The organism is Niallia sp. MER 6, from assembly GCF_023714395.1.
Lineage (GTDB): Bacteria > Bacillota > Bacilli > Bacillales > Cytobacillaceae > Niallia.
In genome coordinates, this window is the sequence record NZ_JAMAUK010000005.1 from 162,077 (window position 1) to 174,516 (window position 12,440).

The 12,440-nt window shown below is 37.1% G+C and carries 14 protein-coding genes; 10 read left to right on the forward strand and 4 right to left on the reverse strand.

The annotated features are described in order from the left end of the window. Positions 1-20: 20 nt before the first annotated feature. The gene (locus M3600_RS09370) at positions 21-440 is read left to right on the forward strand and encodes a MarR family winged helix-turn-helix transcriptional regulator (RefSeq protein WP_233313591.1); all 420 of its coding nucleotides are present in this window, start codon (positions 21-23) and stop codon (positions 438-440) included. A gap of 160 nt (positions 441-600) precedes the next feature. Then, positions 601-1,374, forward strand: a complete 774-nt coding sequence (locus tag M3600_RS09375; protein ID WP_251645528.1) for a DUF4097 family beta strand repeat-containing protein — start codon at positions 601-603, stop codon at positions 1,372-1,374. Positions 1,375-1,377: 3 nt separating this feature from the next. On the opposite strand, the gene M3600_RS09380 is transcribed toward M3600_RS09375, so the two are convergent. Beyond that, positions 1,378-1,797: a hypothetical protein gene (locus M3600_RS09380; protein WP_233313593.1), complete on the reverse strand. Its 420-nt coding sequence runs from the start codon at positions 1,795-1,797 to the stop codon at positions 1,378-1,380. A 179-nt stretch (positions 1,798-1,976) separates the two neighbouring features. Here M3600_RS09380 and fumC point away from each other — a divergent pair, with 179 nt between their 5' ends. From fumC to M3600_RS09395, 3 genes are all read left to right on the forward strand, one after another. After that, positions 1,977-3,362 (forward strand): class II fumarate hydratase, encoded by a 1,386-nt coding sequence (gene fumC / locus M3600_RS09385; protein ID WP_233314738.1) that lies wholly within the window; start codon positions 1,977-1,979, stop codon positions 3,360-3,362. A 186-nt stretch (positions 3,363-3,548) separates the two neighbouring features. Continuing rightward, a complete protein-coding gene (locus tag M3600_RS09390; protein WP_251645537.1) occupies positions 3,549-5,912 on the forward strand; it encodes an EAL domain-containing protein in 2,364 nt (787 codons plus the stop codon). Between the two features lie 114 nt (positions 5,913-6,026). Beyond that, positions 6,027-6,590 carry a nucleotidyltransferase family protein gene (locus M3600_RS09395; protein ID WP_251645682.1) on the forward strand — a complete coding sequence of 188 codons (564 nt, stop codon included), beginning with the start codon at positions 6,027-6,029 and terminating at the stop codon, positions 6,588-6,590. A gap of 52 nt (positions 6,591-6,642) precedes the next feature. On the opposite strand, the gene M3600_RS09400 is transcribed toward M3600_RS09395, so the two are convergent. The 3 genes from M3600_RS09400 to M3600_RS09410 all read right to left on the reverse strand — a co-directional run bounded on the left by M3600_RS09400 (position 6,643) and on the right by M3600_RS09410 (position 8,870). Continuing rightward, complete coding sequence (locus M3600_RS09400) at positions 6,643-7,098, reverse strand: GNAT family N-acetyltransferase (protein WP_233313596.1); 456 nt, start codon at positions 7,096-7,098, stop codon at positions 6,643-6,645. Between the two features lie 176 nt (positions 7,099-7,274). Beyond that, positions 7,275-8,246 (reverse strand): bile acid:sodium symporter family protein, encoded by a 972-nt coding sequence (locus M3600_RS09405; RefSeq protein ID WP_233313597.1) that lies wholly within the window; start codon positions 8,244-8,246, stop codon positions 7,275-7,277. A 273-nt stretch (positions 8,247-8,519) separates the two neighbouring features. Continuing rightward, positions 8,520-8,870, reverse strand: coding sequence for a hypothetical protein (locus tag M3600_RS09410; RefSeq protein WP_233313598.1), 351 nt, complete (start codon positions 8,868-8,870; stop codon positions 8,520-8,522). A gap of 160 nt (positions 8,871-9,030) precedes the next feature. Here M3600_RS09410 and M3600_RS09415 point away from each other — a divergent pair, with 160 nt between their 5' ends. From M3600_RS09415 to M3600_RS09435, 5 genes are all read left to right on the forward strand, one after another. Continuing rightward, a complete protein-coding gene (locus tag M3600_RS09415; protein WP_237942303.1) occupies positions 9,031-9,276 on the forward strand; it encodes a hypothetical protein in 246 nt (81 codons plus the stop codon). Between the two features lie 98 nt (positions 9,277-9,374). Beyond that, entirely contained in the window at positions 9,375-9,683 is a 309-nt protein-coding gene (locus tag M3600_RS09420; RefSeq protein ID WP_233313600.1) for an antibiotic biosynthesis monooxygenase family protein, read from the forward strand. Positions 9,684-9,803: 120 nt separating this feature from the next. After that, positions 9,804-10,238, forward strand: coding sequence for an SRPBCC family protein (locus tag M3600_RS09425; protein WP_237941562.1), 435 nt, complete (start codon positions 9,804-9,806; stop codon positions 10,236-10,238). Next, the gene (locus M3600_RS09430) at positions 10,239-10,559 is read left to right on the forward strand and encodes an ArsR/SmtB family transcription factor (RefSeq protein WP_233313602.1); all 321 of its coding nucleotides are present in this window, start codon (positions 10,239-10,241) and stop codon (positions 10,557-10,559) included. Between the two features lie 178 nt (positions 10,560-10,737). Next, entirely contained in the window at positions 10,738-12,420 is a 1,683-nt protein-coding gene (locus M3600_RS09435) for an ATP-binding protein (protein WP_251645548.1), read from the forward strand. Positions 12,421-12,440: the final 20 nt, after the last annotated feature.

The window sequence follows — 12,440 nt, forward strand, 5'->3', positions numbered from 1 at the left end:
ATTAACAAAGGATGTTAAACGTGATAAAACAAAACGATGATACAGTTCGAAATTTAATGGAGGAGATGTTTCATATTCAAGTTAAGTCCAATAACTTTATGCGGCTGCTAACCTTTGATGAGGACTTATCTGAAAATCTCGTGCTCCTCATGCTTCGCTTGAAACTGTTTGGATTTCTGAAAATCACGCAAATAGCAGAGGTTTTCCTACTGACACCAGGTGCTGCTACTAATATGTGTGATAAGCTGGAAAGAATGGGCTATGCGGAAAGAATTCGCTTGCAGGATGACAGGCGTATTGTCCGTGTTGCTTTAACGAAAAAAGGGGAAGACAGAGTCAACGCCATCTTTTCAAAATTTACAGATGAACAGCTCCTGAGTATTACCAACACACTGGCAGAGATTAATAAGCTCTTTAAACATATTGAGGATATAACTTAAACAGGTCGCAACGATCTGTTTTTTTCTTTGAATTAAATGGATATTTTATCGAATTTAGAATATATTATAATTATTAAATATTTTAGTTATTAAAATATTAAGGGTGGGGGGAGGATATACTATGTCCATAAAGAGACTTATTTTAGGAGGGGTATTAATAATGGCATTATTTTCAATAGCAGGAATTATGTCTACGAAATTTGAACAACGCATCAGTTTAAAAAAATCTAGTCATCTAATTCTACAATCAGATTTTTCCGATCTTAAAGTAGTTACCGACAAGCCTGATTTATCCCTTGAATTAAACGGAAAAAAATCATTGCTGTCTACACCGTCTGTTCAAGTAAAGGAGGAAGGTGATAAAGCCTATATATCTATAAATATATTAAATAAAGGCTGGAAGAAATACTTGCCTGGTCGAAAAATGAGAGCGAAGTTAACACTAAATATCCCTTCTGGAATGATAGATACATTAGAAATAACTAATCAGAACGGAAAGACAGAAATCGGTCAAATTACGGATTTAAGGCTACTTTCCATAAATTCCGAAGTAGGAAGTATTCAGTTAAGTAGTTTTCAAGGAGGAAAGCTTGCCATTAAATCAAACAATGGCAGTGTCTCTTTAGGGAAAGTAAGTGCCCAAGTAAATATTGATAACAAAGTAGGCGGAATAAAAAGTCTTGAGCTGCTGCGTGTTCAAGGAGAAAATTATCTAAAAGTCTCTAATGGCAATGTTCATATACAGCTCCCGAAAGAACTTTATACAACTAATACAGCCATACATGCCATCACTAAAAACGGAGCGATAACAGCAAATAACTCCCTTTTAACTGTGAAAAAAATTGGGCCGGGCAAAGAGTTGGTGAAAGAAGCCTCCAGTGCTAAAGACAAGTTGACCATATCCGTTTCTGTCGGCAATATCAACATAAAATAATGGTCAGTGATTCCGAAATATAACCATTCCAATACCCATTGGCACAATCATTAACAATCCGATAGTCAGTGTAGGGAAGGGAAGCTTTTCAGCAAAAATCGTACCCATTTCCCCTAAAAATCCTGCAGCAACAAAGGGAATTGCAGACCTTGTTTTATCTGCACCTTCCTTAGCATAAAACCAAGCATCCCAGACTGCATAAACATAAAATCCAGGATAAAAGAGCAGAACGTCAAATGAGGCTGTTTCTACTGCTTGCTGATGGTAACCGTTAAAATCAAGTGCGATAGCTTCATTAATTCTGCCAAGCATATTATCGAAATGCTCAAAAATAATAAAAATTACGCCCTTTAACAGCTCACGATTATAAATTTGGCCAAATCCTGGCATGATCATGGAAATCAATGCAGCAATAATTCTCATATAAATACCTCTTAAAGTTAACTTAATGTCAGTTTCTCCTGTTACTACTTAAGATATACAAAATATGTAAAATGAATTATCACCTTCTCTACAAGGATAAAAATATGAAAATTCAGGCAGCACCGTATATAATAGGATATAGAAACGAAAACATTTTTTATAGAGAGGAAGGAATGTCAATGGAGTACCGTCTTGAAAGAGATACAATCGGAGAAATTAAAGTGCCGGCAGAAAGTTACTGGGGAGCACAAACACAGCGAAGCAAAGAGAATTTTCCAATTGGAACAGAAAGAATGCCGATGGAGATTATTCACGCCTTTGCTATTTTAAAGAAAAGCGCTGCTATTGTAAACCAAGAACTAGGCTTATTAGCAAAAGAAAAAGCGGAAGCGATTGGCTACGGTGCTGACCAAATCTTAAATGGCAGTCTTGAAGAGCATTTTCCCCTTGTGGTTTGGCAAACGGGAAGCGGCACACAGTCCAACATGAATGTTAACGAAGTGATTGCTTTTGCAGGCAACAAATGGCTTGCTGAAAAAGGATTAGACATCAGGCTGCATCCGAATGATGATGTAAACAAATCGCAAAGCTCAAATGATACATATCCGACAGCACTTCATGTGGCTGCAGTTGTTCAGCTGGAAGATACGGTCTTGCCGGCGATAGCCAAACTAAAAGAGACTTTTAAGGAAAAAGCAGCTGCGTTTTCTGAAATTGTTAAAATTGGGCGAACTCATTTACAAGATGCGACCCCATTGACATTAGGGCAGGAAATCAGCGGCTGGCACCGCATGCTTGAAAAGTCCGAAAGCATGATAGCAGCGAGTTTGCCGTACTTGCGTGAGCTGGCAATTGGCGGCACAGCAGTCGGTACAGGCTTAAATGCCCATCCAGAGTTTTCTGAAAGAGTTTCCGAAAAAATCTCCTTATTCACAAACAAAGAGTTTTTATCAGCAAAAAATAAGTTTCATGCACTGACAAGCCATGATGAGATAACATTCGCACATGGAGCGTTAAAAGGATTGGCTGCAGACATGATGAAAATAGCGAATGATGTGCGCTGGCTTGCGAGTGGGCCTCGTTGCGGCATTGGAGAAATCATGATTCCAGAAAATGAACCAGGCAGCTCTATTATGCCAGGAAAAGTGAATCCAACCCAAAGTGAAGCCGTGACAATGGTAGCTGTTCAAGTTATGGGAAATGATGCTGCAATCGGCTTTGCGGCAAGTCAGGGGAATTTTGAACTGAACGTCTTTAAGCCAGTCATTGCCTATAACTTCCTTCAGTCCGCCCGCTTGCTTAGTGACAGCATTATTTCCTTTAATGATCGTTGTGCGGTTGGAATTGAGCCAAACCTAGAGAAAATCGACAGAAATTTAAATGAGTCCTTAATGCTTGTAACAGCCTTAAATCCGCATATCGGCTATGAAAATGCGGCAAAAATAGCGAAAAAAGCATACGCGGATAACTCCACTTTAAAGCAGGCAGCATTAGAACTAGAATTATTAACAGAAGAAGAGTTTGATAGCTATATCCAACCGAAAGAAATGACATATCCGAAATAAGCAATCTTTTTATAACTGCACCTTTTAATAAATGAGGTGCAGTTTTTAGTGCATTAAAAAGATAATATTTGTTAACTAAAAGAAAAAATAGTAGTATAGTCGTATGACAAAAGTAGTGTATAATAAATCTTCATAGATTAATAAATGAAATATAGGAACATGCTAAAACTTCAGGAGGTCATATCATTGCCTTTTCATCACATCTTAGACCATTTTCATACACAATATATGATCGTAATTCCTATCCTGTCTATCATAAGCTGTGCTTTAGGGCTGTGGATCAGCAAGAAAGTAAGGAAGAACGAAAATGAGAAAAATAGAAATGGAATTCTTATTTTTGGTGCATTGCTCTTAGGCTTTACTTTTTGGATAACCCTTTATCTCATTATGCAAATGGTGCCATTACCATATTCGCCTAGTAATTATCTGCTATATTTAATCAGCATCTATTTGTTTTGTTTTATCGGTTCCTTAGTAATTCTGGCATTGGCACAAACCAAGGAAGTTAAGGAAAGCCAATATTTTTGGGGGAGTTTATTTTTAGCAGTATGTATTCTCGCCGCTGATACGATTGGTTTTGCCCTGATGTTTAAAAATCATCTCCATTTCAATATCATCCTGTATATTACTACTTCTTTGCTAACAATAGGATCTGCTTTTTCTGTGTTCCGGTTTGTGATTTTGATAACCACTGATGATGTCTTTCAAGCAACATCAAAAAGGCTGGAATATATCGGAATTGTCCTTGCAGGTGTGTCTCTTGCAAATATCCCCTATATTGTATTAGTTTCTATTTTGAAATTTAATTTAGGCTATATGTATAGTGATTACGAGATTTTTATTCCGTTCACCTTAACAATCGCAGCGAATTTATTATTAATGCTGCTGCCATATTTTTTAGGAGATACTATTTTAAATAAAAAGGCAAACTTTTATACATCCCTGTTTGAGCATAACCCCGTTGCCGTTATTGGCATCGATTTAGCTGGAGTAATCAATAGTGTGAATTCTGAAGGTATTAAACTACTAGAATATGAGGAAGAGGAATTGGTTGGAAAGAGCATTTCTGAAATCTTCATGAAGGTGGATAAGGAGAAGATTAAACACTATCTATTAGGTCATTTTAAAGGGAAGGTTCATAAATTTGAGACAGAAATAGTTTTAAAGAATAATACTCGAAAAGATGTTTTTGTTACGGCAGTCCGGATTATCACAAAGGAAAAGTTCATCGGCACCTTTGTACTGGTTGAGGATATTACCGAAAAGAAAAAATCAGAAGAGCAAATAAAACATCTAGCCTTTCATGATGATCTTACACAGCTTTCAAATAGACGGCTTGCAAAGATTACGATGAATCAATATGTGGAAAACAACACTCCGTTTACATTAATGCTCCTCGATTTTGACCGCTTTAAAAGCATTAATGATACTCTGGGGCATTCATTCGGGGATAGTCTGCTGCAAAGAATAGCAAAACGGCTTAATAATTTAGTAGAAGAGAACGGCAAAGTGGCAAGATTTGGCGGAGATGAATTTTTGATTATCATTCCAGATGGCAGTAGTGACAAGGATATGTATAAATCAATTGCTAAATCTATTAATAATGTTTTTAGACAGCCAATCCTTATAGACGGTTATGAGATTATTTTGACAGCAAGTGTTGGCATCAGCAGGTTCCCCGAGCATACAACAGATGTGGATGACCTTGTAAAGTACGCAGATATCGCGATGTACCAGATGAAAGAAGCAGGGGCTAATGGGTTCAAGGAATTTAACAAGGAAATGTCCTTACATGCAGACCATAAAGTCGGTTTAGAGAGTGATTTGCAAAAAGCCATGGATTATCAGGAGCTGTCCGTTTACTATCAGCCTAAGTATCATATAAAAAGCGGCAAGATTATTGGAGCTGAAGCTTTACTTAGATGGAAACATAATAAAAAAGGCTTTATACCGCCCAATGAATTTATTCCGCTGGCAGAAGAAAGCGGTCTAATCGTAAAGTTGGAAAAATATGTGTTTGCTCAAGTGTGCAAGCATATTCATAGATGGGCAACTTCAAGGAAAACATTCGGCAGGATTTCTATTAATATTTCAATTGTCACATTATTAAGAGAGGACTTCGTCTCATTTATTGCGGGACTTTTGCAAAAGTACAAAATAGACGGCAGCATTATTGAATTGGAAATAACCGAAAGAATTGTCATGAAGAATGAGCTTGTTGTCAATGAGACATTAAAGAAAATAAGTGAGCTTGGCATCAGCATCAGCATGGATGATTTTGGTACAGGCTATAGTTCGTTGTCCTATCTTCATAAGCTTCAGGTCGATTGCATAAAAATAGATAAGTCTTTTATTGATCAAATAGAAGGCAATATTGAAGTAGTTTCTGCCATAATCTCTATGGCACATAATCTTAAGCTGGAAATTATCGCAGAAGGTGTTGAAACTGAAGCACAAGTACAAAAGCTTATACAGCTTGGCTGTGAGCAGGCTCAAGGTTTTTATTTCTCCAAACCAATCACAATGGAAAGCTTTGAGGCCATCCTTTAAGTGTATCTTCAGCTGAAGGTGCATTTTTTTTATTGATTTCCTATAGTAGATATTTACAATTCACTTTTGCTCTCTGTTACTATTAAAAGGGAAGCAATAAAAAAAGAGGGTGTAATCATGATACAAACAGAATTAGACATTAAAGAGTGGATTCATGACGATGAATGGATGATGGACATTTTACGAATGGTCCGTAAGCTCAACTTGCCTGATTGGTGGATTTGTGCAGGGTTTGTCCGAACAAAAATCTGGGATAAAATCCATGGTTTTTCACATAGAACACCTCTTGCTGATATTGATGTGATTTATTTTGACTCAACCGAAATATCAGAAGAGAAGGAAAAGCAGCTAGAGAAAAAATTAGAACAATACAATCCGAATCTGCCATGGTCTGTAAAAAATCAAGCTCGCATGCATGTTTTAAATAACTTCCCGCCATATGAATCTTCTGCTGATGGGATAGCACATTTTCCTGAAACGGCTACAGCGCTTGGAGTAAAGCTTCATAAAGATGACAGCATCGTTCTTTGTGCTCCATGGGGGATAAAAGATGCTGTTTTCCTTGAGGTTAAACCAACCCCGCCCTTTAAAAAGGCAAACAACAGACATATTTACGAGGCAAGAATAAAGCAAAAAAAATGGCATTCTGTATGGGATAAACTGCGTATCACAGAATAAAGAAAAAACGGTTTTAGGATGTGTGTTTCCTAAAGCCGTTTTCTTTGAAAAATTACAGCAGCTTTGTCATAAACATGCTGTTCTCATCATGTTTATAATCTGCAAATGGACCACAATAAGTAAATCCTAATGTTTCATATAGCTTTCTTGCAGGCAAAAAAGCATCCATTGAGCCTGTTTCAAGGCTTAAGCGTTCATAGCCGCGGAATTGTGCGGCTTCTAAAATATGTAACATAATTTGTTTAGCAACACCTTTTCGCAAGTGGGCAGGAGCAGTCTTTACCGATTTTACCTCTGCATGATTTTTATCCAATTCCTTTAATGCGCCGCATCCTAACAGCGCACCATCCTCCCAGGCGCTCCAAAACGTTATTTCCGGCTTGCGTAATCCCTCTAAATCAAGGGCGTGGATGCTTTCAGGCGGTGAATGAAGTGTCATGCTATGAAGGTGATCCTCTAATAAGCCTGCAATTTCAGGTCCTTGTAAATCATCAACTTTAATGATCAATGTATGTGTTCTCCTCTCTTTAAACGAATTGAAATGACAATCTAATAGTATTATCCTACCATAAGGTTATTTGAATAGCATTATTATTTAGAATATTACTATTTTAGTCAGTTTGTAAGAGAAATAGACTCACTTCACAGCTAAATGGTGATGATTTGCAAATATATGTTGAACATTTAAGCATGAAGGTTATTGTTAATTTCTGGATCTTCACTGTTGTTTTTATCTTTCATTCTGCTGAACAGATTGGCAAGAAGCGAACCAGACAAGTTATGCCAAACGCTGAAAATGGCGCTAGGAACTGCTGCCAGCGGTGAAAAATGAGCTGTAGCAATCGCAACTCCCAATCCTGAATTTTGCATGCCTACTTCCATTGCCACAGCCTTTTGCTTGGCCAAGTCCATACCACAAAGACGTGCAAAGAAAAAGCCGATGATAAAGCCAAGGACGTTATGAAGGATAACGACTCCAAAAATAATCAGCCCAGTTTCAGCCAATCTTTCAGCACTGCCAGCAACAACGGCAGACACAATTAAAACAATCGCAATTACCGAAACAAGCGGCATCGCTTTAGCACCAGCTTTAGCCTGCTTTCCAAAAAAGCGTTTAACGATAAAACCAAGAACTAATGGAATGATGACAACTTGTACAATTGAAAGAAACAAGGAACCTACACTGATATGTATCCATTTACTTGCAAACAGCAAAATCAGCAATGGTGTCACAATTGGTGCTAATATCGTCGAAACGGATGCAATGGCAACTGCGAGGGCAACATTTCCTCTCGCCAAAAATACCATAACATTAGATGCTGTACCGCTTGGGCAGCAGCCTACTAAAATGACGCCAACAGCAATTTCACTTGGCAAGTCCAACCCAACTGCGAGCAAAAATGCAAGCAACGGCATAATGATGAAATGACCAATTACTCCAAGAGCAACATCCTTAGGACGTGTGAATACTTCTTTAAAATCGGATAATTCTAAAGTAAGCCCCATGCCGAACATAACAATCCCTAATAAAGGAACAATATAGCTGCCAATCCAAACGAAATGATTGGGCATAATGTAGGCAACAGCGGCAAAAATTAACACCCATAATGTAAATGTTTTTCCGGCAAAGCTGCTGATTTTCTCGATGACTCCCATAACGAAACCTCCAAAGTATGATAATTCAGATTTTTGTAATAAAAACACTAACTATATTAGATTAAATATTAAGAAAAATCAATGTTTGACTATTTAAATAAATCTGCTTACATTTTGAAGGCAAAGAATTAAATTATTGTAGAAAATGTGGGAGTGGGTAAGTTGTTAGGAGGAGAATGGGAAATATGTCTATTTTTCTACATTTGTTTGTGAAGTATTGCTTTTCTAACTATACTTGCTATAAATAAAATAGACTCTATTTCCCCTCGTAAACTATATTTCAACAATCACAGGAAATAATAATCCTGTTCTCGTTGCGATACGTTTCAGCTGCATTCTCAGCACAGGACTTTTTTGAATGATAATAATCATTCTTTCTACGCCGAATTCTTTATATAAACGAAATGAGTTTTCCATGTATGGAATCATCTCTTGGGTTAGAACATCCATGTTTTTACAATCGATGATTAATCTGTACTCTTTGACAGGCACTCCTATCATTTTATTTTTGTAATCAGTGACAAACTCGAAAACTTTAGAGGGATCAAAGGTACCTTCTATTAACATATCAATCGTTTTGGAGAAGTGATTCACCTTAATGTCAAAACATCCTTTTTTTTCCATAAGATTATATCTCCTTAATAGTACTTCTGTATGAATTTTTTGTAATTATAGCATAGAGATAAGTAAAATAGGATAAATTTCTGTTTCTGCATGTGGTTTTTCTTCATAAGGACAGGGAATAGTGAAATAAATGGATATTAATGAGAAAGCAGGTGGGAACATGAATGTGATTTCCTACGCTTACAGAAAAAAAGGCAGCATGGAATTTAAATATGATAAATTTGCTCATTCCAAAGTAATACTATACCCAATTAAAAACTATTATTTTATTAAATTTATAAAATGGAATGCATCAGACCCATATGTTACAACAAAAGATCTCGAAGAAATGGAAATACTTGCAAATGAGGAAATGGGAACACTGGAATTTTATCTGCAGCGCAAAGGACGAACACTGGCGAAATGAAGCTTTTGCCAGTGTTTTTTATTATAAGCTAAAAAAGGAGTTTATCTTTATAGACGCGAAATAAAAAAACAGAGATTAAGCAGATAGGGGAGAATGTTTTGGAACGGAAAGAGTATTATGCAGTTATTTTTACATCAAAAAGAACAGATGGAGAAAATGGCTATGGGAAAATGGCTGAGAGAATGGAAGAACTTGCTGGACAACAGCCTGGCTTTATTGGAATAGAAAGTGCAAGGGATGCAAACTTAGGGATAACCGTGTCCTACTGGGAATCTCTTGAAGCGATTAAACACTGGAAGGAGAATTCTGCGCATCAAACAGCCCAAAAGCTAGGTAAATCAAGCTGGTATGAAGATTACTTTGTCCGTATTTGCAAAGTGGAAAGAGATTATGGAATGAACGAATAAGAAAAAATAAACAATAGTCATAATAGGGGAAGGCAGGTTGACATATAACCAAAAGGTGTTATAAGATAAAAGTGTAACCAAAAGGTGTTATTTAAATTAAACTTAAAGGAGCATGCCTTTATGACAATTAGTCAAAATCAGGACAAGGTGCAGGATATTGTCCAAACTATTACTATTGATGCGGACATACAGAAAGTCTGGAACTTTGTTTCCACTTCAGATGGAATTGCTGCATGGTTTATGCCAAATAATTTTGAGGCAAAGCTTGGCCATGAATTTCATCTGCAATCTCCATTCGGACCGTCACCTTGTAAGGTGACAGAATTAAATCCTCCTCATAAGCTTGCATTTGATTGGGATACGGAAGGATGGTTTGTCACATTCTCCCTGCAAGAGGTAAATGGAAAAACAGAATTTACTATTGTGCATGGTGGATGGAAGGCTAATGACGAATTAATTGGCAAGGCAAATGAAAAGTCAGCTATAATCCGCGATAGAATGAACCAAGGCTGGGGCGGCATTGTTCAAAAGCTGAAAAAGGAAGCAGAAGCGTAAATGACAGCTTCTGCTGTAAAACAAGATGTTTTTCAAGCAATTGCCGACCCAACGAGAAGACATGTGCTGAAGCTATTGTCTGAAAAGGATATGCCAATCTCTGAAATCTCAAGCCAGTTTCCAGTAAGCAGGACAGCAATTGTCAAGCATTTGCAAGTGCTGGCAGATGCAAGACTTGTCACAGCAAAAAAGGCAGGCAGAGAAAAAATTTACTCTCTTCAGCCGGAACCCCTTGCGGAGGTTCAAGAATGGATTTCTTATTACGAACAGTTCTGGCACAATAAACTGTCTGTGCTTAAGCATTTAATAGAGGAAGAATAACAAAAAAGGCGCTTAAAAGGCGCCTTTTTCCTTTTGGTGAAATTCTTCACTGCAATCAGAATGTACTAGGAAAATTACCAAAAAATATGTATGATAGAAAAGGAAAAGGAAAAGTAAGCGATATCAAAAATTCATTTTTACGTTTATAAACACGCTACATAAGAAAGTGGGGACTTGGATGGCAATTAACAGCTTTAGACATAATATTCCTCCTGAAACAGCTCTTAGCAAAAATACAAAAATCAGAAATGGTACCCATATTTTATATGTATCTGCAGAGTTTGAAAAATACATAGATAATGCGCTGTCTTTTTTAACTGCCGGAATTGAATTAAATCAAGGGATTCTTTTTATAGACAGCAACAAAGTCCGCTCCATCGTTGTTGCTAAACTCCAAATCCAAGGTATTACTAAATCACAATTGGAATCTATACTTTTTGTAGATAATGAGGACTTCTATGAACCGAGTAGGCCGCTTAATCCTGACAGAATGTTTCGGAAATTCTCAGAAACGATAGGTCCCCTTTTAAAAACTGGAAAACCAATTAGGCATTGGGGAAAGGTGATTTGGCTTGACGGACAGGTTAACTTGCTCGAAAAGCTAACGAAATATGAAGGTTGTGCCCAACAGTTTATCAAAAAAGTCAACAGCTTTGGCATCTGTGCATTTGATGGGATGAAGCTGCCAGCAACGGTACAAATGGAGATCATGAAATTTAATCAATACATTATGTCTGATAATGAGTTTGTAGTATCAAGCTTTTATGACAAAGAGAATCTGCATCCTTCCATTCGGAAGGAAATGATTTATGAGACTGCTATATCTTCCTTGAGAATTGCACAATCACATTATGCAAGAATTATAGAAGAAATGCCTGACGCCGTTTTTATCACTTCACGTGGCAATATAGCATATACAAACAAATCGGCTTTAAAGTTAATGAAAGCAAACACGGAGAATCTTCAACATAAAGTAGTATGGGATATCATTGACCCAGCCTATCATGAAGAGATTAAGCAAAAGGCTGCAAATGTTCTTAATAAGGATCGATTTTCTACATGTGAAGTTAAATTAATAGCAATGACTGGCAAAAAAGTCGATGTAGAAGTATTGTCGTTTCCCTTCGTTTTTGAGGATAAGGAAACGATTATTCATATTGCGAGAAACATAAAGGAACGTAAAGAAAATCATGAGCTGATGATAAGGAATGAGAAGCTGGAAATTGCAGGTCAGCTTGCTGCAAGCATTGCCCATGAAATCAGAAATCCGCTTACAGCTATTAAAGGGTTTATGAAGCTGGCAGAACAAGGGTCCTTAAACATTAAAGATGTGTATCCAATCTTAGATGCTGAAATTAATCGGATTGAGACAATTTCCAGTGAATTATTATTGCTAGGAAAGCCAGTGTCGACAGAAATTAAAGTGATGGATTTGTCCAAGCTTTTATATGATATCTGTACCTTTATGCAATCACAGGCAAATATGGAGAATGTGATGCTTCATTTTGAAATAATGGACAAGCCGTTATTTTGCAGATGTAATGGAGATCAAGTGAAGCAAGTATTTATGAATATCATAAAAAATGCGATTGAAGCAGTGCCTCATGGCGGTAAAATTATGGTCTATGCCAAGGAAGCGGATGGACATGCTTTGTTTGAGATAATCGATAATGGTGTGGGCATTCCTGAAGATATTCAAGACAGGCTAGGGGAGCCATTTTATACAACAAAGGAAAAGGGAACTGGTCTCGGTTTAATGGTTTGCTATAACATTATTGAACAGCATAACGGACATATTCGATTTTATTCCGCAAAAGGAGTAGGAACAACCTTTACGGTGAGCATTCCATTGGATTCATAAAAGCTTCAGGCAGCAGCTTT

What these genes read in the sequence shown, in the direction of transcription:
- M3600_RS09415 (WP_237942303.1), top strand. Translation starts at nt 9,031, where the DNA reads ATGAATGTGATTTCCTACGCTTACAGAAAAAAAGGCAGCATGGAATTT.
- M3600_RS09405 (WP_233313597.1), bottom strand. Translation starts at nt 8,246, where the DNA reads ATGGGAGTCATCGAGAAAATCAGCAGCTTTGCCGGAAAAACATTTACA.
- M3600_RS09410 (WP_233313598.1), bottom strand. Translation starts at nt 8,870, where the DNA reads ATGGAAAAAAAAGGATGTTTTGACATTAAGGTGAATCACTTCTCCAAA.
- M3600_RS09435 (WP_251645548.1), top strand. Translation starts at nt 10,738, where the DNA reads ATGGCAATTAACAGCTTTAGACATAATATTCCTCCTGAAACAGCTCTT.
- M3600_RS09375 (WP_251645528.1), top strand. Translation starts at nt 601, where the DNA reads ATGGCATTATTTTCAATAGCAGGAATTATGTCTACGAAATTTGAACAA.
- M3600_RS09430 (WP_233313602.1), top strand. Translation starts at nt 10,239, where the DNA reads ATGACAGCTTCTGCTGTAAAACAAGATGTTTTTCAAGCAATTGCCGAC.
- M3600_RS09425 (WP_237941562.1), top strand. Translation starts at nt 9,804, where the DNA reads ATGACAATTAGTCAAAATCAGGACAAGGTGCAGGATATTGTCCAAACT.
- fumC (WP_233314738.1), top strand. Translation starts at nt 1,977, where the DNA reads ATGGAGTACCGTCTTGAAAGAGATACAATCGGAGAAATTAAAGTGCCG.
- M3600_RS09380 (WP_233313593.1), bottom strand. Translation starts at nt 1,797, where the DNA reads ATGAGAATTATTGCTGCATTGATTTCCATGATCATGCCAGGATTTGGC.